The organism is Micromonospora carbonacea (assembly GCF_014205165.1).
GTDB classification, from domain to species: Bacteria; Actinomycetota; Actinomycetes; order Mycobacteriales; family Micromonosporaceae; genus Micromonospora; species Micromonospora carbonacea.
The window spans coordinates 303,480-319,512 of the sequence record NZ_JACHMZ010000001.1; the positions used below are offsets into that span (position 1 = coordinate 303,480).

Consider the following 16,033-nt stretch of genomic DNA (forward strand, 5'->3'; position numbering starts at 1 on the left):
GGGTTAGCGTTTTGCTTGCAGCAGCTAGCAGGGCCGGTTAGCGTGGGGGCATGGCCACTCCCAAGGACCTACCCGACGTCGGCGGGTTCATCCGTGACCTGCGGCGCAACGCGAAGATCTCGCTGCGGCAGCTCGCCGAGCAGGCGGGCGTCAGCAACCCGTACCTCAGCCAGATCGAGCGGGGCCTGCGCAAGCCCAGCGCCGAGGTGCTCCAGCAGCTCGCCAGCGCGCTGCGGGTCTCCACCCCGGCGATGTACCTGCGGGCCGGCCTGCTCGACGACAAGGAGGGGCAGGGCGTGCTCGCCGCCATCGCGGTCGATCCCGACCTGACGATGGCGCAGAAGCAGTCCCTGACCCAGATCTACGAGACGTTCCGCCGGGAGAACAGCCGGCTCGCCGAGGCGACGGCCGCCACCGAGGCCGCCGAAGCCGCCACCGAGGCCGCGCAGGCCAGCACCGAGGCCACCGCCCAGGCCGCCGAAGCCGGCCCGGCCGGCACGAACAGCACGGCGGCCCCGGCCACCACGGCCCCGGCCACCAGAGCCCCGGCCACCACGGCGGACCCGGCGGCCCCGTCCGCGCCGGGGGTCGCCCCGGAGGCCCCGGGCACGCTGACCCCGGCCGCGACCGGGCCCACCACGCCGGAGGGCACCCCGACCGAGGCGGTCCTGGAGTCGGTCGCCGTCACCGAGGCCGGCCCGGCGCCCGCCCCGCCCAGCAGCACGCCCGCGAGGAAGGCCGCCGAGAAGGCGACCGCCGTCGAGACCGAGCAGACCGCCGCCGCGGTCGAGGAGGAGAAGTCATGAGCCCGAAGACCAACCGCATCCCGGCCCCGCTCTACGCCGCCGCCGGCGCCGGCGACCTGGCCCTGGAGCAGCTCCGCAAGCTGCCCACCGTGGTCACCGACCTGAGCGGCAGGGTCGCCGCCGACCTGGGCGGCAAGGCCGTCGTGACCGGCTTCGAGCTGCGCCAGAAGGCCACCGAGACTCTGCGTACGGCCAACCAGACCGCCGCCGAGCTGCGGGGCCGGTCGGTCCCGGCCGAGCTGAACCGGCTGCGCGAGGCGGCCGACGTCAACCGCCTGCGCGAGGCCGCCGACCTGAACCGCCTGCGCGAGGTCGCCGACGTCGACCGGCTGCGCGAGCTGACCGACCTCGACCGGCTGCGCGGGCTGGCCGCCCGGAACGCGGCCGTCGTCGTCGCCGGCGCGCAGGCCGCCCAGGAGCGGGCCCTCGCCGCGTACGCGGAGCTGGTCGCCCGTGGCGAGCGGGTGGTCGGCGCCGGCGTGCTGGAGGCCGCCGACACCGTCAACGCCGACATCGCGGCGACCGAGGCCGACCTGAACCCGGCCCCGGCCGCCCCCGCCGCGCCCGCCCCGGCGGCGAAGGCCGACGTCCCGACCCCGGCCGACGTGGCCGAGGTCGTCGAGGCCAAGCCGACCGCCGCGCGGACCCCGCGCACCCGCGCGACGAAGGCGACCGCAACCAAGGCGACCGCGACCAAGGCGAGCACGACCAAGGCGGCAGGGGCCAAGGCCAGCGCGAAGACCGCTGCCAGGGGCGACACCGGTGCCGGCCCCAAGGCCGAGGCCACCGACGGCCCGACCCCGGAGGCCACCGACACCCCGTCGGCCAAGCTGCCCAAGGCCACCCGGCGGACCCGCCCGGCCGCCGAGTAGCCGACCTGGTCCGCGCGACCCGGGGTTGACCTCCCCGGCCCGCGCTTCCCGGCCCGCCCCGGTCCGTGGCCGCCCCGGTCCGTGGCCGCCCCGGTCCGTGGCCCGCGCCGCGACCGGCGGGTCGGCCAGCCCGGGAGAGACGCCGCACGACCCCGGAGACGTCCTGGCGGACGGATCCGGGGTCGTCGGCATAAGCTTGCCGGCATGGCCATCGCCGCGCCGATCTTCGCTTTCCAGGTCCAGTATTGGATCACCATGCTGCTGCTGGTGTTCGCCCTCGTCATCGAGGGGGTGGCGCTCGTGCACGCGATCACCCAGCGCGGCGAGGGCTTCGCCGCGATCGGCACCCTGCCCAAGGGCGGATGGATCGCCATCCTCGCGGTGTGCCTGGTGCTCACGCTGCTGACCAACAACGTGCTGAACATCTTCGGCCTGATCGGCATCGCCGCCGCCCTGATCTATCTGCTGGACGTCCGGGTCGGGCTGCGTGACCTGCACGACGGCCGGGGATCCTCCTGGTGAGAGGGTTCCGCTGGCCACCGCCGCCGGACGGCGGGCCACGGACCTGGGGCCCCGGCCCGGGCGCCCCGCGTACGGGCCGGCCGGCCCTGCCCGAGCCGGAGACCGAGCTGGTCGCCACCCCACACGGGGCACGCCTCGAACAGCTCGTCACCGGAGCCGGCGATCCCGTCACCGTGTTCGCGCACGGGCTGGGCAACGGCATCGCCACCACCCGCCCCTTCGGCAGCGGCGTCGCCGGCCGCAAGGTCTTCTTCCAGTTCCGGGGGCACGGCCGCTCCGACGCGCCCCCCGGCCCGTGGAGCTACCTCGACCTCGCCCGGGACCTGCGGGCCGTCGCCGACCTCGCCAACGCCACCCGGGCGTTCGGCGCGAGCCTCGGCGCGGGCGCGCTGTGCCGGCTGCTCGCCGAGAGCCCGGAGCGCTTCGACCGGCTGGTCTTCTTCCTTCCGGCGGCGCTCGACCAGCCCCGCACCCCGGCCGCCCGGGAGCGGATCGCCGCCCTGATCGAGGCGGTGGAGAGCGGGGACGCCTCCGCCGTCGCCGACGTCGTCTCGGCCGAGCTGCCGCCCGCCGTGCGCAACACGCCCGCCGGGTGGGCGTACCTTCGGCAGCGGCTCGACCACCTGCTGCGCGACGGCCTCGCGGCGGGCCTCGCCGACCTGCCCGACCAGGCCCCGCTGGGCGACCGGGCGGAGCTGGCCGCGGTGACCGCCCCGGCCCTGGTGCTCGCCTGCGCGGGCGACGACCTGCACCCGGTCGAGGTCGCCGAGCAGCTCGCGGCCGCCCTGCCCCGCGCCACCCTGCACGTGTACGACCGCCCGGGCGTGCTCTGGTCGGAACGCGCCGACCTGCGGGAGCGGATCTCGGGGTTCCTCAACGGCTGACGCCGGCCGCCGGGGGTGTCAGCCGTGGGCCGCCCCGACCGGCGGCAGGTGGGCGGCCCGCACGTCGAGCAGCCAGCGCTCCACGGTCGCCTCGTCGGGCCGCTGCGGCAGCGGCGTACGCGTCGTGCCGAAGTCGTGTTCCGCCTCGGCGAGCAGGTCCCGCGCCTCCGCCAGCTCCCCGTCGGCCACCCGCTCCCCGAACGCCCGGAACCGCTCCGGGTCGGCCAGCCGGATCTCCAGCACGCCGGTGGCGTAGAGCCGCCGGCCCTGGTGCACCAGCCGGGCCAGGTGCCGGGCGTGCTTCGCGGTCCGCCGCCGCGTGTCCGCCGAGAACGTCCCGTCGCCCCGGGACGCCAGCTTGCGGAACTGCTGCGCGGCGTACCCGAGGTAGGCGTCGCGGACCCGGGGCGCGCTGAGGAACGCCGACCGGATGCCGATCAGCCGGTCGCCCAGCGCGGTGCGCGTCTCGTAGCAGTCGTCGGGCAGCCACATCAGCTCGGTGGCGGTCGGGTTGCCGCCCAGCGCCAGCCGGGCGTACTTGCCGGCCTCGTGCAGGGTGACGTCCGGGTCGGTGGTGACCACCGACTCCCGGGGCGGGCGCAGGCCGTGGAAGGCGACGGTCGGCGCGGCGAACACCCCGATCCGGTCGACGTCGGAGCCGGGCCGGGCCAGCCCGTACGCCACCGAGCCGACGATCCCGGAGAGCAGCAGGCGCATAAGCCGATCATGACGCAGGACACCCGTTCGGGAAACCGGACTTCGGCTGTCAGGTATCGCTGTCAGGGTCGACGCATGACAACGAAACCCCTGACCGGGAGGGTCGCGCTCGTCGCCGGGGCGACCCGGGGCGCCGGCCGGCAGATCGCGATCCAACTCGGCGCGGCCGGGGCGACGGTGTACGCCACCGGCCGCAGCAGCCGCACCGCCGGCCGCTCCGAACTCGACCGGCCCGAGACCATCGAGGAGACCGCCGAGCTGGTCACCGCCGCCGGCGGCACCGGCATCGCCGCCCGGGTCGACCACCTCGTGCCCGAGCAGGTGCGCGACCTGGTCGCCCGCATCGACGCCGAGCAGGGCCGGCTCGACGTGCTGGTCAACGACGTCTGGGGCGCCGACCCCCTGATCACCTGGGAGAAGCCGGTCTGGGAACAGCCCCTCGACGCCGGCTTCCGGACCCTGCGGCTCGCGGTCGACACCCACGTCGTCACCAGCCACTTCGCGCTGCCGCTGCTGATCCGCCGCCCCGGCGGGCTGGTGGTGGAGATCGGCGACGGCACCCGGGAGTACAACGACGCCCACTACCGGCTGTCGGTCTTCTACGACCTGGCCAAGACCTGCGTGAACCGGCTCGCCTTCACCCAGGCGCACGAGCTGGAGCCGCACGGCGGCACCGCCGTCGCGCTCACCCCCGGCTGGATCCGCTCCGAGTTCATGCTGGAGCACTTCGGCGTCACCGAGGCCAACTGGCGCGACGGCGCGGCGACGGACCCGCACTTCCTCATCTCGGAGACCCCGGCGTTCGTCGGGCGGGCCGTCGCCGCGCTGGCCGCCGACCCCGACCGGGCCCGCTGGAACGGCAGGTCCACCTCCAGCGGCGAGCTGGCCCGGGTGTACGGCTTCACCGACGTCGACGGCAGCCGACCCGACGCCTTCCGCTACCTCGACGAGGTGGTGCACGGCGGCAGGCAGGCCGACGCCGCCGACTACCGCTGACCGCCGAGATGCCGCTGACCGCCGGGACACCGCTGAGCGCCGACTACCGCTGACCGCCGCCCGCCCGCCGGTGACCCTCCCGTCCGCCGCCCGGCCCGCCGTACAGCGCGGCGAGCCGGGCGGCGGCAGCGGCCACCCGCCCCCGCAGCTCCGGCGGATCCAGCACCTCCGCCTCCGGCCCGAGCCGCAGCGCCAGGTGGTACGCCACGTCGACGGACTCGATCGGCAGCCAGGTGACCACCCAGCCGTCCCCGTCGGGCGCACCGGCGGCGGCCGTCGCCTCGGCGTACGCGAAGGGGGCCTCCGGGGCGCTGCGGAGCTCGCGCAGGCCGGCGGGGCTCAGCCGGACGCGGACCCGGGTCCGCTGCATGCTGCGCAGGAACGCCTCGGCCTGCCCGCGCCAGTATCCGCCGAGGTCGAAGCGCTCGTCGCGGTCGAACGTCTCCCCGCCCGGGGCCACGTCGACCACCCGGTCGACCCGGTACGTGCGCGTGTCGTCGCCGACGCGGGCGACCAGATACCAGGTCCCGCTCTTGAGCACGAGCCCGTACGGCTCGACCCGCCGGACGACCTCGCCGTCGCCGCGCCGGTAGCGCAGCTCGACGACCCGGTCGCCCCACACGGCGCGGGCCAGCTCGGCCAGCCGGGGCGGCGGCGACGCGTCGCGGAACCAGCCCGGCACGTCCAGGTGGAACCGCTGCCCGGCGCGGGCGGGCGCGTCGCGCAGCGCGGGCGGCAGCGCGGCCAGCACCTTCAGTTCGGCCGAGGCGACCGCGTCGGCCAGCCCCATGTCGCCCGCCGGCCCGGGCAGCCCGGCGAGGAACAACGCCTCCGCCTCGTCCCGGGTGAGCCCGGTCAGCCGGGTCCGGTAGCCGCCGAGCAGCCGGTAGCCGCCGGCCCGGCCCCGATCGGCGTAGACGGGCACCCCGGCGGCCGACAGGGCCAGCACGTCCCGGTAGACCGTGCGCTCGGAGACCTCCAGCTCACGGGCCAGCTCGGCCGCCGTCATCGCCCCCCGCGCCTGGAGCAGCAGCACCACCGAGATCAACCGCGAGGCTCGCACCCGCCTATTGTGTAAGGAAGGGCCCCCTGTTAACGCCTGCGGTATAGAAGGGAACCCTTCTCACCCCGCTCCGCGTTGCTTGGCGGGGCGGACGGGACAGGCGCGGTTAGGCTCAGCGGTCGTGAACGTACCCAGCAGCATCACCGCGCCGGTGACCGGCGCCGTCGGCCGATTCTTCTCCGGGGTCGGGCTGCTCCTGCGCGGCATCGGCCTGTACGTCCGCAGCCCCGGCCTGATGCTGCTCGGCATCGTGCCGGCGCTGATCTCCGGAACCCTCTTCGTGGCCGCCTTCGCCACCCTCGTCTACTTCGTGGACGACCTGGCCGCGCTGGTCACCCCGTTCGCCGACGACTGGTCGCGCACCGCCCGCAGCCTCGTCCGGGTCGTCGCCGGCCTGGCCTTCCTCGGCGTCGGCGGGCTGCTCGGGGTGCTCACCTTCACCGCCGTGACCCTGGCCATCGGCGATCCGTTCTACGAGAAGATCTCCGAGCGGGTCGAGGAGCGTTACGGCGGCACGCCCGGCGCGGTGGAGGCGCCGTTCTGGGCGTCGCTGCGTCGCAGCATCGTCGACTCGCTGCGGCTGGTCGCGATCTCCGTACTCGTGGGTATTCCGCTCTTCGCGGCCGGCTTCATCCCGGTGGTCGGGCAGACCGTCGTGCCGGTGATCGGGGCGGCGGTCGGCGGCTGGTTCCTCGCGCTGGAGCTGGCGGGGGCCCCGTTCTACCGGCGCGGCATGCGGCTGCCCGACCGCCGGGCGCTGCTCAAGGCCGACCGGCCGACGACGCTGGGCTTCGGGGTGGCGGTCTTCGTGTGCTTCCTGATCCCGCTCGGCGCGGTGCTGGTCATGCCGGCGGCGGTGGCCGGCGCTACCCTGCTCACCCGCCGCGCGATGGGCCAGTCCATCGAGCCGCCGGGCCGCCCCGTCGAGAAGCGGTGACGTGGAGGTCGACCCTGCCGCGTGCACGCCCCGCCAGAGGTGGTGAGAAGGGAACCCCTCTCTACCGTATGCGTTAACAAGGGGCCCCTCCTTACGCCTATCCTTAATCGGACGAAAGGTGCGATAAGGGATGCCTCGCGTGCGGGCCGACCGGTTCAGGTCCGCGGTTTCGGCGACCGCGGCCTGCCTGCTGCTGCTCGGGGTCGCGGGCCTGCCCCGGCGCGAGGCCCGGCCCGGCCCATCGACCGACCGCCCGCCCGCGCCGCCGGTGCCGCCCGCGCCCCTGCCCGGTCCACGCACGACGATCCGGCTGGCTCCGGCCGACGCGCCGGTCCGGGCGGCCGGCCGCGAGCCGGCCTGCGCCGCGGGCCTGGGCGGCGGGCCCTATCCCGACGAGGACGTGTGGGTGTTCGGCCTGCCGGCCGGCGCCCGGTTCGTCGCGGTGACGCCCGAGTTCGTGGCCCCGGACCGGGAACGCGTCGCCCCCACCGTGCCCACCGAGGCCGGCGTGCTGACCGTCGACGGGGCCGGGGGCAGCGCGGCGTGGCTGCGCCTGCCCGCCGGCTGGACCCTGACGGGCGGCTCGGCGGCGATCGCCGGGGACGCCGACTCCTTCGCGCTCGCGGCGGTCTGCCCGGCGTCCGTGTCGCCGTCGTCGTCCTGACCGGCCCGCCAGGTGCGACCCCACCGCCGGGGCGGGGGCGTCGCCGGCGACCGGTGCCTGTTCCGCCGGGGCAACCCCGCCGGCGGAGCGCACCGTCAGCTGCCGGGGTCCCGGACGGCGGCGACCGCCTCCACCTCGACGAGCTGGTCGTCGTAGCCGAGCACGGTCACCCCGAGCAGGGTGCTCGGCGGCTCGTGGCCGCCGAACGCGTCCCGGACCACCTCCCACGCGGCCACCAGGTCGGCCTGCCGGGACGACGCCACGTACACCGTGGTCTTGACGACGTCGGCGAGCCGCGCCCCGGCGGCGGCGAGCGCGACCTCCAGGTTCGCCATCACCTGCCGGGCCTGCGCCGCCGGGTCGCCCGGCGCGACCGTACGCCCGGCGGCGTCCAACGGGCACGCGCCGGCGGCGAACACCAGTCGGGCGGGCGGGGCGACGGTCGCCGCGTACGCGTACTCGGCGACGTCGGAGAGTTCGGACACGCGCACCAGCGCCGCGGGATCGCTCACCCGCGCGACGCTAGCCCGCCCCCGGACCCCGCCGCCACGCGACAACCGCCCCGCCACGCGCTCACGCGCCCGCCGGAGGTGGTGAGAAGGGGGCCCCTCTCTACCGTATGCGTTAACAAGGGGCCCCTCCTTAAGCCGAGGCGCGCAGGACCAGCTCCGTGGGCAGCACGAGGGCCGGCTCGACGTCCTCGCCGGCCGCGATCCGCAGGAGCTGGCGGGTCGCCTGCCGGCCCAGGTCGACGATCGGCTGCCGCACGGTGGTCAGCGGCGGGTCCGTGTACGCGGCCGTCTCGATGTCGTCGAACCCGATCATCGCCACGTCGGCGGGCACCCGCCGCCCCGCCTCGCGCAGCGTCCGCATGGCGGCGTGCGCCATCAGGTCGGAGGCGGCGAAGACGGCGTCGGTGTCGGGGTGGGTGGCGAGGAGCTGCCGCATCGCCGCGGCCCCCGACTCCCGGGTGAAGTCGCCGTACGCCACCCGCTCGGGCAGCCCCGCCTCGGCGACCGCCGCCCGGTAGCCGGCGAGGCGTTCCACCCCGGCGAACATGTCCTGCGGACCGGCGATGGTGGCGATGCGCCGCCGCCCCGAGTCGAGCAGGTGCCGCACCGCCCGGGTCACCCCGCCGACGTGGTCGACGTCGACGTACGGCACGCCGACGTCGCCGAGGAACCGCCCGCTGCACACCACGGGGATGCCGAGCCCGGCCAGCCGGGCGGGCAGCGGGTCGGCCCCGTGCAGCGAGGCGAAGACGACCCCGTCGACGTGCCGCCCGGTCGTGTACCGCTCCACCCGGGCGTGCCCGGCCGGCGAGCCGGCGAGCATCAGCACGAGCTGCTTGTCGGCGGCCTCCAGCTCCTGTGCGACGCCCCGGATGATGCTCGGGAACACCTGGTCGTCGGAGAAGACCCGGGTGGCCTCCTCGGGCAGCACGAGGGCGATGGAGTCGGTCCGCTGGGTGACCAGGCTGCGGGCGGCGAGGTTCGGCACGTACCCCAGCTCGGCCACGGCCTGACGGACCGCCTCCCGGATCGGCTCGGCGACGGTGGTGGAGCCGTTCACCACCCGCGACACGGTCGCCCGGGAGACACCGGCCCGCCGGGCCACCGCCTCCAGGGTCGGCCGCTGGGCCGTCGTCATCGGAGCGCTCCCCACCTCGTCACAGCCCGTTCCGGGAGATCACCTCCTGGTACCACCGGGCGCTCGCCTTCGGCGTGCGCCGCTGGGTCAGGTAGTCGACGTGGACGATCCCGAACCGCTTGCGGTACCCCTCGGCCCACTCGAAGTTGTCCAGCAACGACCATACGAGATAGCCGCGCAGGTCCACCCCCCGGCCGATGGCCGCGTGCACGGCCCGAAGGTGCCCGTCGAGGTAGGCGATCCGGTCGGCGTCGGCCACCCGACCGGCGGAGTCGGTCGTGCGGTCCGGGAACGCGCCGCCGTTCTCGGTGATCATCAGCGGCAGGCCCGGGTAGTCGGCGGCCAGCCGGTCCAGCAGCCGGCCCAGCCCGGCCGGCTCGATCGCCCAGCCCATGTCGCTCACGGAGCCGGCCGCCGGCAGGAACTCCACGGCGCCCTCGGTGCCCGGCCAGGCGCTGCCGCCCGCCCCGTCCGGCCGCCCGGCCACGTAGGTCGGCGCGTAGTAGTTGATGCCGAGCAGGTCGATCGGCGCGGCGATCAGCTTCTCGTCGCCGTCGCGGAGGAACGTCGCCGGGTCGACCATCCGGGCCACGTGCTCCAGCACGTCGGCGGGGTACCCGGCGCCGGTCAGCGGGTCCAGGAAGATCCGGTTCTGCAACCCGTCGACCAGCCGGACCGCCGCCGCGTCCGCCGCGCTGTCCCGGTCGGCCGGCTGCACCTCCGCCGGGTTCAGGGTGATCCCGACGACCTCCGCGCCGCTCGCGCGCAGCGCCCGGACCGCCAGGCCGTGCCCCAGCAGCAGATGGTGTACGGCGGTGAAGGCCGCGCCCGCGTCGCGCACGCCGGGGGCGTGCACCCCGTTGCCGTACCCGAGGTAGGCCGAGCACCACGGCTCGTTGAGCGTGGTCCAGGTGCGGATGCGGTCGCCGAGCCGGCCGTGCACGGCCCCCGCGTAGGTGGCGAAGTGCTCGGCGGTCTCCCGGTTGGTCCAGCCACCCCGGTCCTGGAGGGTCTGCGGCAGGTCCCAGTGGTAGAGCGTGACGATCGGGTCGATGCCCCGGTCGAGCAGCGTGTCGGTGAGCCGGTCGTAGAAGTCCAGCCCGCGCGGCTCGACCGGCCCGGTGCCGTCGGGCTGGATCCGGGGCCACGCGATCGAGAACCGGTACGCCTTCAGCCCCAGCTCCGCCATCAGGGCCACGTCGTCGGCGTACCGGTGGTAGTGGTCGCAGGCGACGTCGCCGGTGTGGCCGGCGAAGACCTTGCCCGGCGTACGGCTGAAGGTGTCCCAGATCGACGGGCCGCGACCGTCGTCGCGGGCCGCGCCCTCGATCTGGTATGAGGCGGTGGCCGCGCCCCAGACGAAGTTGTCGGGAAACCGTAGCTCGCTGCTCGCGCTCACGCCTTACCTTCCTTCGTTCGCGACTGCGGGGCTCGCAGGATCGGCTCACTCCTCGCGCTCACGCCTTGACCGCACCTTCCATGATTCCGCCGATGATCTGGCGGCCGAATAGGACGAATACCAGCAAAAGGGGCAGGGTTGCGATGGCCGTGCCGGTGAAGACCTGCGACATGTCCTGGTAGTAGCCGTCCGACAGCGCCCGCAGCGACAGCTGCACCGTCGGGTTCTCCGGGTCGTTGAGCACAGCGTACGGCCAGAGGAAGTCGTTCCAGGTCGTCATGAACGTCAGTAGGCCGAGGACCGCGGCGGCCGGGCGCAGCGCCGGCAGCACCACGTTCCAGTAGATCCGGGCGGTGCCGCAGCCGTCCATCCGGGCGGCCTCGATCAGCTCGGTGCTGACGGCCTGGCTGGCGTACTGCCGCATCATGAACACGCCGAACCCGGTGACCAGCGCCGGCACGATCACGGCCGGCAGCCGGTCGTTCCAGTTGAGCTTCGTCATCAGCAGGTACAGCGGGATCACCCCGAGCTGGGTGGGGATCATCATGGTCGCGATGATCACCAGCAGCAGCGCGCTGCGGCCCCGGAACCGCAGCTTGGCGAAGGCGAACCCGGCCAGCGTGGAGAAGAAGACCACCGACACGGTGACCGTGACGGCCACGATCGCCGAGTTGATCAGACCGGTGAGGAAGTACGCGTCGGTGTTGTCGAACAGCCGGGCGATGTTCGCGCCCAGGTTGCCGCCGGGGGTGACCGGCGGCGGTATCTGGCCCATCGCGTCGCTGGAGCGGCTGGCCACCACGAACATCCAGTAGATCGGGAAGACCGACAGCAGGGCCGAGACGGCCAGGGCGGCGTACGTGAGCCGGCCGGCGGACCAGAGCTTGTTCATCGGGCGCGCTCCTTCCGGGGGCGGCGGACCCGCGGCGGCCCGTCGGTGCCGCCGAGCCGGCGCAGGATCACCACGTTGATCGCCGCGACGATCGCGATCAGGGCGAACAGCAGCCACGCGACCGCCGAGCCGTAGCCGAAGTTGTAGTGCGGCGCGAAGGCGTTCTCGAACATGTACATGGTCATCGTCTGCGACTCGCGCAGCGGCCCGCCCCGGATCGGGTTGGTGCCGGAGTGGAACATCCGGGGCTCGGTGAAGAGCTGGAGGCCGCCGATGGTCGACACGATCACCGCGAAGATGATCGTCGGCTTGAGCAGCGGCACGGTGATCTTCCAGAACTGCCGGGCCCGGCTGGCGCCGTCGATCGCCGCCGACTCGTAGAGGTCGCGGGGGACGGCCTGCATGGCGGCGAGGAAGATCAGCGCGTTGTAGCCGGTCCACCGCCAGTCGACCATGGCGGAGATGGCCACCCACGAGGCGAACCGGTTGGACTTCCAGTCGATCGCGTCGACGCCGACCAGGTCGAGCAGCCAGTTGATCATGCCGAACTGCCGGCCGAACAGCACCCCGAAGACGATCGCCACGGCGGCGGTCGAGGTGACGTTCGGCACCAGCACCGCCATCCGCCAGGTGGTCCGGGCCCGCAGCCGCCGGTTGAGCAGGCTGGCCAGCCAGAGCGCGGCCAGCAGCTGCGGCACGGTCGAGAGGACGAAGATGCCGAGGGTGTTGACCACCGAGTGCCAGAAGTCGGGGTCGGCGAGCAGCCGGGTGTAGTTCTCCCCGCCGACGAACGGGTGCTCGGCGGCGAGCAGGTCCCAGTCGTGCAGCGACACCCAGAACGTGTACGCCAGCGGGTACGCCCCGAACACGCCGAACAGCAGGAAGAACGGGGCGATGTAGAGGTAGGGGGAGTACTTCTCGTCGAGCCGGCTGAGCCGGTACCTCCGGGGCGGGCGGGCGGTGCTCCGCTCCGCCGGTGTCACCGGTGGCAGGGCGTCGAGCTGGACGGCCATGGGCCCGGTCACTCCTTTCCGCGTCTCGCGCGGCGCGGGCGGCGTCCCCGGCGTGCCGGAGCGCCGCCCGCGCGTCCGCGTCGGGCCTACTTGGCCGCGGCCTTCTTGGCGTTGTTCACCGCGTCGGTCCACGCCTGCTCGGGGCTGCGCTGGCCGAGGTCGACGGTGCGCACGGCGTTCTCCACCTCGGTGCGGACGGCCTGGTTCTTCGGGCCCATGTAGACCGGCTTGAGGCTCTTCGCGCCGGCCGCGAAGATCTTGCCGACGGGGGCGTCGGAGAAGTACGCGTTCGTGGAGTCGGCCACGGCCGGGTCGTCCAGCGCCTGCGGGTTGGACGGCAGCGGGCCCTTGGCCTTGAACGCCCCGATCTGCCCCTTGGCGCTGGTCAGGAACTTGGCCAGCTCGATCGCCTCGGCCTGGTGCTTGCTCTGCTTGGGCACGGCGAGGAAGGAGCCGCCCCAGTTGCCGCCGTTGCCGGGCACCTGGGCGATGTCCCACTTGCCCTTGGCGGCCGGGCCGGCGTTGCCCTCGATGGTGCCGGTCATCCAGGCCGGGCAGGCGATGGTGGCGAACTTGGCCTGCTTGAACGCGGAGACCCACTCCTCGGACCAGGAGCCGTACTTGCCGGACAGGCCGGAGTCGAGGATGTCCATCGTGGTGTCCCACGCCTGCCGCACGGCCGGGTTGCTGTCCACCACCAGGTTGTTGGCGGTGTCGTAGTAGTGGTAGCCCTGCGCGTTGCCGGCGGTCTGGAGCACGATCGTGTTGAAGATGTTGGTGGCCGAGTCCAGGAACGCCGCGCCGGTGTTGGCCGCCTTGAACTTCTCGCCGGTGGCGATGTAGTCCTGCCAGGTGGGCCAGAGCTTGGACACCTCGTCGCGCTGGGTCGGCAGCCCGGCCTTGGCGAACAGGTCGCTGCGGTAGCACATCGCCATGCCGCCGACGTCGGTGCCGAGGCCGATGAGCTGCTTGCCGTCGGCGGTCAGCGCCTGGTTCCACTTCCAGTCGAGGAAGTTGCCCTTGAGTTCGGCCGCGCCGTGGTCGAGCAGGTTGACGAAGTTCTGCGGGTTGGCCTTGTACTCGACGAGCAGGCCCTCCTCGATGGCGACCACGTCGCCGGCGCCCTTCCCGGCGGCGAGCCACTGGGTGAGCTTCGGCGAGTATTCGTCGAGGTTGCCGCCGGTGCCCCGCTCGACGATCTTCACGTCGGGGTGGGCGGCCATGTACTCCTGGTAGAGCTCCTGGTAGCCCATCTGGCCGAAGACGTCGACGGTCAGCGTGACCGGCCCGCCCTCGGCGGACTCGTCCCCGCCGCAGCCGGCGGTGGTCAGCAGTGCGGTGGCCGCGACGAGGGCCACGGCCGCGAGGCGGCGGCGTGGAAAGACACCCATCTTGTTCTCGGACCCCTCTCAGGTCGTGCGCATGGTGGTGGGGACGGGGGTGGAACCTTCGAGAGAGCGCTCTCACAAGAGCCTGGCCGCTGGCTGCCGCGATGTCAATAGAGCGCTCCCGGCGCGGAAAGGAAGGGCCCCCTGTTAACGCATTCGGTAGGGCAGGGGCCCCTTCTTAACAACGCACGGCGTGCGCGAACCGCCGGGCGGGCGGGGCGGCGGGCACGACGACACGTGGCCCCCGGCTGTGCCGGGGGCCACGTCAGGCGGGAAAGGGGAGCGGTCAGCCGGTGCGCAGGCCGTCGAGGAGGGCGCGGTCGCCCCGGACCCCGAGGGTGTCGAAGCTGACCCGGCCCATCAACGCCAGCAGCAGGTCGCTCGCCGTGCCGGTGACCTCGACCCGGGCGTGGTGGTCGTCGTGGTCGAGGATGGTGTCGGTGTCCAGCAGCGCCACGCCCTCGCCGCGCAGCCGCAGGTACCAGTCCTGGCCCGCGTCGGGCGCGGCCAGGTGCACCACCCCGCGCCACTGGCCGGTGGCCTTGCGCCGGCCCGCCGGCAGCCAGGTGTCGAGCACCTCGCTCACCCCGTCGGCCGCGAGCTTGGCCTCGATCGGCTCACCGGCGGCGATGGCGAGCTGGGCGTCCCAGCGGTGCACCGACGTCTCGTGCGCCATCCGGCGCGGCCAGAAGCCGGCCTTCTTCGGCTGCGGCGCCCAGTTCCACGTGGGGGTCTCCGGGTCCAGCCCGTCGAAGGTCGCCATCAGCCGGTCGTACGCCTGCTGCCAGAACTCCAGCGCGGACGCCCCGGCGGGCGGCGCGGCCGGGACGCTCGGCCGCTCGGGCCGGGTGGTGCCCCCGGTCGTCACGATGGTGTTCACCCAGGTGTAGACCTCGCCGAGGTGCGTGGTCAGGTCGGTGATCGTCCAGCCGGGGCAGGAGAGCACGGGTGTCTCGGGGGGAGCCTCCGCCACGGCGGCGGCGAACGCGGGACCCTCGGTCCGCAGCGCGCCGATCCAGAAGTCCTTCGTGCCGTGCAGTCTGCTCATCACGATCCTCCCGGGCGACCGCGCCACCAAGTGGGTGCCGCGGCTCCCTCTCAGCCTAGGGTGAAAGGCGTGTCAGACGTTAGTGCCCACCCGGCCACCGAAACCCGCGCCGCCGACCCGACCAGGTTGGCGGGATACACCACGCTGTGCCTCGGTGGCCCGGCCGGACGGATCGAGACCGCTGCCAGCGCCGAGGAGATCGTACAAAAGGTGCAGCAGGCCCGCCGGTGGGACGATGAGGTCCTGATCCTCGCCGGCGGCAGCAACGTGGTCGTCGGCGACGCCGGATTCCCCGGCACGGTCGTGCTGGTGCGGTCCCGGGGGCTGCGGGTCGTCGCCGAGGACGCCGACACCGTCACCGTACGGGTCGAGGCCGGCGAGCCGTGGGACGACCTCGTCGCCGCCACCGTCGCCAACGGCTGGTCCGGGCTGGAGTGCCTCTCCGGCATCCCCGGCTCGGCCGGCGCCACCCCGATCCAGAACGTCGGCGCGTACGGCCAGGAGGTCGCCGAGACGATCACCGGCGTGCAGGTGTACGACCGCGTGCAGGAGAGCCTGGGCCGGGTCGAGGCGGCCGACTGCGGCTTCGCGTACCGGTCGAGCATCTTCAAGTACAGCGAGCGCTGGGTGGTGCTGTCGGTCGACTTCCGGCTCGCCCGCTCCCCGCTGTCCGGCCCCGTCCGCTATGCGGAGCTGGCCCGGGCGCTGGGCGTCGAGCCGGGCGACGCGGTGCCGCTGGCCGACGCGCGGGCCGCCGTGCTGCGGCTGCGCGCCGGCAAGGGCATGGTGCTCGACGCCGCCGACCCCGACACCCGCTCGGTGGGCTCGTTCTTCACCAACCCGGTGCTCGACGGCGAGGCGTACGAGCTGCTCCGCGGGCGGGCCGCCGACCTCGGCGAGCCGCCGCACTGGCCCGGGGCGGGCGGCACGGTGAAGGTGAGCGCCGCCTGGCTGATCGACAAGGCCGGCTTCGCCAAGGGCCACCCCGGGCCGGAGGGGGTGGCCATCTCCAGCAAGCACACCCTCGCCCTGACCAACCGCAGCGGCACCGCCAGCACCGCCGCGCTGATCGCCCTGGCCCGCGACATCCGCGACGGCGTGCACGCCCGCTTCGGCGTGCCCCTGCACCCGGAGCCGGTCCTAGTCAACTGCGCCGTCTGACGACCCCACCGGCCGGGCCGA

At 74.1% G+C, this 16,033-nt stretch carries 17 protein-coding genes; 8 read left to right on the top strand and 9 right to left on the bottom strand.

From position 1 onward, the window contains the following. Positions 1–50: 50 nt before the first annotated feature. From HDA31_RS01410 to HDA31_RS01425, 4 genes are all read left to right on the top strand, one after another. Positions 51–806, top strand: coding sequence for a helix-turn-helix domain-containing protein (locus tag HDA31_RS01410; protein WP_178066540.1), 756 nt, complete (start codon positions 51–53; stop codon positions 804–806). Next, the gene (locus tag HDA31_RS01415) at positions 803–1,678 is read left to right on the top strand and encodes a hypothetical protein (protein ID WP_178066539.1); all 876 of its coding nucleotides are present in this window, start codon (positions 803–805) and stop codon (positions 1,676–1,678) included. Before HDA31_RS01410 ends, HDA31_RS01415 begins: the two co-directional genes overlap by 4 nt. A 204-nt stretch (positions 1,679–1,882) precedes the next feature. Beyond that, complete coding sequence (locus HDA31_RS01420; RefSeq protein WP_043965247.1) at positions 1,883–2,200, top strand: DUF2516 family protein; 318 nt, start codon at positions 1,883–1,885, stop codon at positions 2,198–2,200. Beyond that, complete coding sequence (locus HDA31_RS01425; RefSeq protein ID WP_178066538.1) at positions 2,197–3,084, top strand: alpha/beta fold hydrolase; 888 nt, start codon at positions 2,197–2,199, stop codon at positions 3,082–3,084. Before HDA31_RS01420 ends, HDA31_RS01425 begins: the two co-directional genes overlap by 4 nt. An 18-nt stretch (positions 3,085–3,102) precedes the next feature. Here HDA31_RS01425 and HDA31_RS01430 read toward each other — a convergent pair whose 3' ends face one another. Further along, positions 3,103–3,801 carry a nucleotidyltransferase domain-containing protein gene (locus HDA31_RS01430; protein WP_178066537.1) on the bottom strand — a complete coding sequence of 233 codons (699 nt, stop codon included), beginning with the start codon at positions 3,799–3,801 and terminating at the stop codon, positions 3,103–3,105. Between the two features lie 75 nt (positions 3,802–3,876). On the opposite strand from HDA31_RS01430, the gene HDA31_RS01435 reads away from it, so the two are divergent. Then, on the top strand, positions 3,877–4,797 hold the full coding sequence (locus HDA31_RS01435; protein ID WP_178066536.1) for an SDR family oxidoreductase: 921 nt from the start codon (positions 3,877–3,879) through the stop codon (positions 4,795–4,797). Between the two features lie 43 nt (positions 4,798–4,840). On the opposite strand, the gene HDA31_RS01440 is transcribed toward HDA31_RS01435, so the two are convergent. Continuing rightward, positions 4,841–5,860 (bottom strand): helix-turn-helix transcriptional regulator, encoded by a 1,020-nt coding sequence (locus HDA31_RS01440; protein WP_178066535.1) that lies wholly within the window; start codon positions 5,858–5,860, stop codon positions 4,841–4,843. A gap of 121 nt (positions 5,861–5,981) precedes the next feature. On the opposite strand from HDA31_RS01440, the gene HDA31_RS01445 reads away from it, so the two are divergent. Together HDA31_RS01445 and HDA31_RS01450 are read left to right on the top strand one after the other, a co-directional pair. Then, positions 5,982–6,797, top strand: a complete 816-nt coding sequence (locus HDA31_RS01445) for an EI24 domain-containing protein (protein ID WP_178066534.1) — start codon at positions 5,982–5,984, stop codon at positions 6,795–6,797. Between the two features lie 130 nt (positions 6,798–6,927). After that, complete coding sequence (locus HDA31_RS01450; RefSeq protein ID WP_178066533.1) at positions 6,928–7,461, top strand: hypothetical protein; 534 nt, start codon at positions 6,928–6,930, stop codon at positions 7,459–7,461. Between the two features lie 95 nt (positions 7,462–7,556). Here the strand turns inward: HDA31_RS01450 and HDA31_RS01455 are convergent, their stop codons facing one another. From HDA31_RS01455 to HDA31_RS01485, 7 genes are all read right to left on the bottom strand, one after another. Further along, the gene (locus tag HDA31_RS01455) at positions 7,557–7,973 is read right to left on the bottom strand and encodes a RidA family protein (RefSeq protein ID WP_178066532.1); all 417 of its coding nucleotides are present in this window, start codon (positions 7,971–7,973) and stop codon (positions 7,557–7,559) included. A 130-nt stretch (positions 7,974–8,103) separates the two neighbouring features. Then, positions 8,104–9,111 (bottom strand): LacI family DNA-binding transcriptional regulator, encoded by a 1,008-nt coding sequence (locus HDA31_RS01460; RefSeq protein WP_178066531.1) that lies wholly within the window; start codon positions 9,109–9,111, stop codon positions 8,104–8,106. Between the two features lie 19 nt (positions 9,112–9,130). Next, a complete protein-coding gene (locus HDA31_RS01465) occupies positions 9,131–10,510 on the bottom strand; it encodes a GH1 family beta-glucosidase (RefSeq protein ID WP_178066530.1) in 1,380 nt (459 codons plus the stop codon). A gap of 58 nt (positions 10,511–10,568) precedes the next feature. Then, on the bottom strand, positions 10,569–11,402 hold the full coding sequence (locus tag HDA31_RS01470) for a carbohydrate ABC transporter permease (RefSeq protein ID WP_074472409.1): 834 nt from the start codon (positions 11,400–11,402) through the stop codon (positions 10,569–10,571). Next, complete coding sequence (locus HDA31_RS01475) at positions 11,399–12,415, bottom strand: carbohydrate ABC transporter permease (RefSeq protein WP_074472410.1); 1,017 nt, start codon at positions 12,413–12,415, stop codon at positions 11,399–11,401. The genes HDA31_RS01470 and HDA31_RS01475 overlap by 4 nt, the downstream gene beginning before the upstream one ends. A gap of 86 nt (positions 12,416–12,501) precedes the next feature. Continuing rightward, on the bottom strand, positions 12,502–13,806 hold the full coding sequence (locus HDA31_RS01480) for an ABC transporter substrate-binding protein (protein ID WP_074472411.1): 1,305 nt from the start codon (positions 13,804–13,806) through the stop codon (positions 12,502–12,504). 283 nt (positions 13,807–14,089) lie between these two features. Beyond that, positions 14,090–14,851, bottom strand: a complete 762-nt coding sequence (locus tag HDA31_RS01485; RefSeq protein WP_074472412.1) for a maleylpyruvate isomerase family mycothiol-dependent enzyme — start codon at positions 14,849–14,851, stop codon at positions 14,090–14,092. Between the two features lie 69 nt (positions 14,852–14,920). Between HDA31_RS01485 and HDA31_RS01490 the strand changes: the two genes are divergently transcribed. Further along, a complete protein-coding gene (locus HDA31_RS01490) occupies positions 14,921–16,012 on the top strand; it encodes a UDP-N-acetylmuramate dehydrogenase (protein ID WP_178066529.1) in 1,092 nt (363 codons plus the stop codon). Positions 16,013–16,033: the final 21 nt, after the last annotated feature.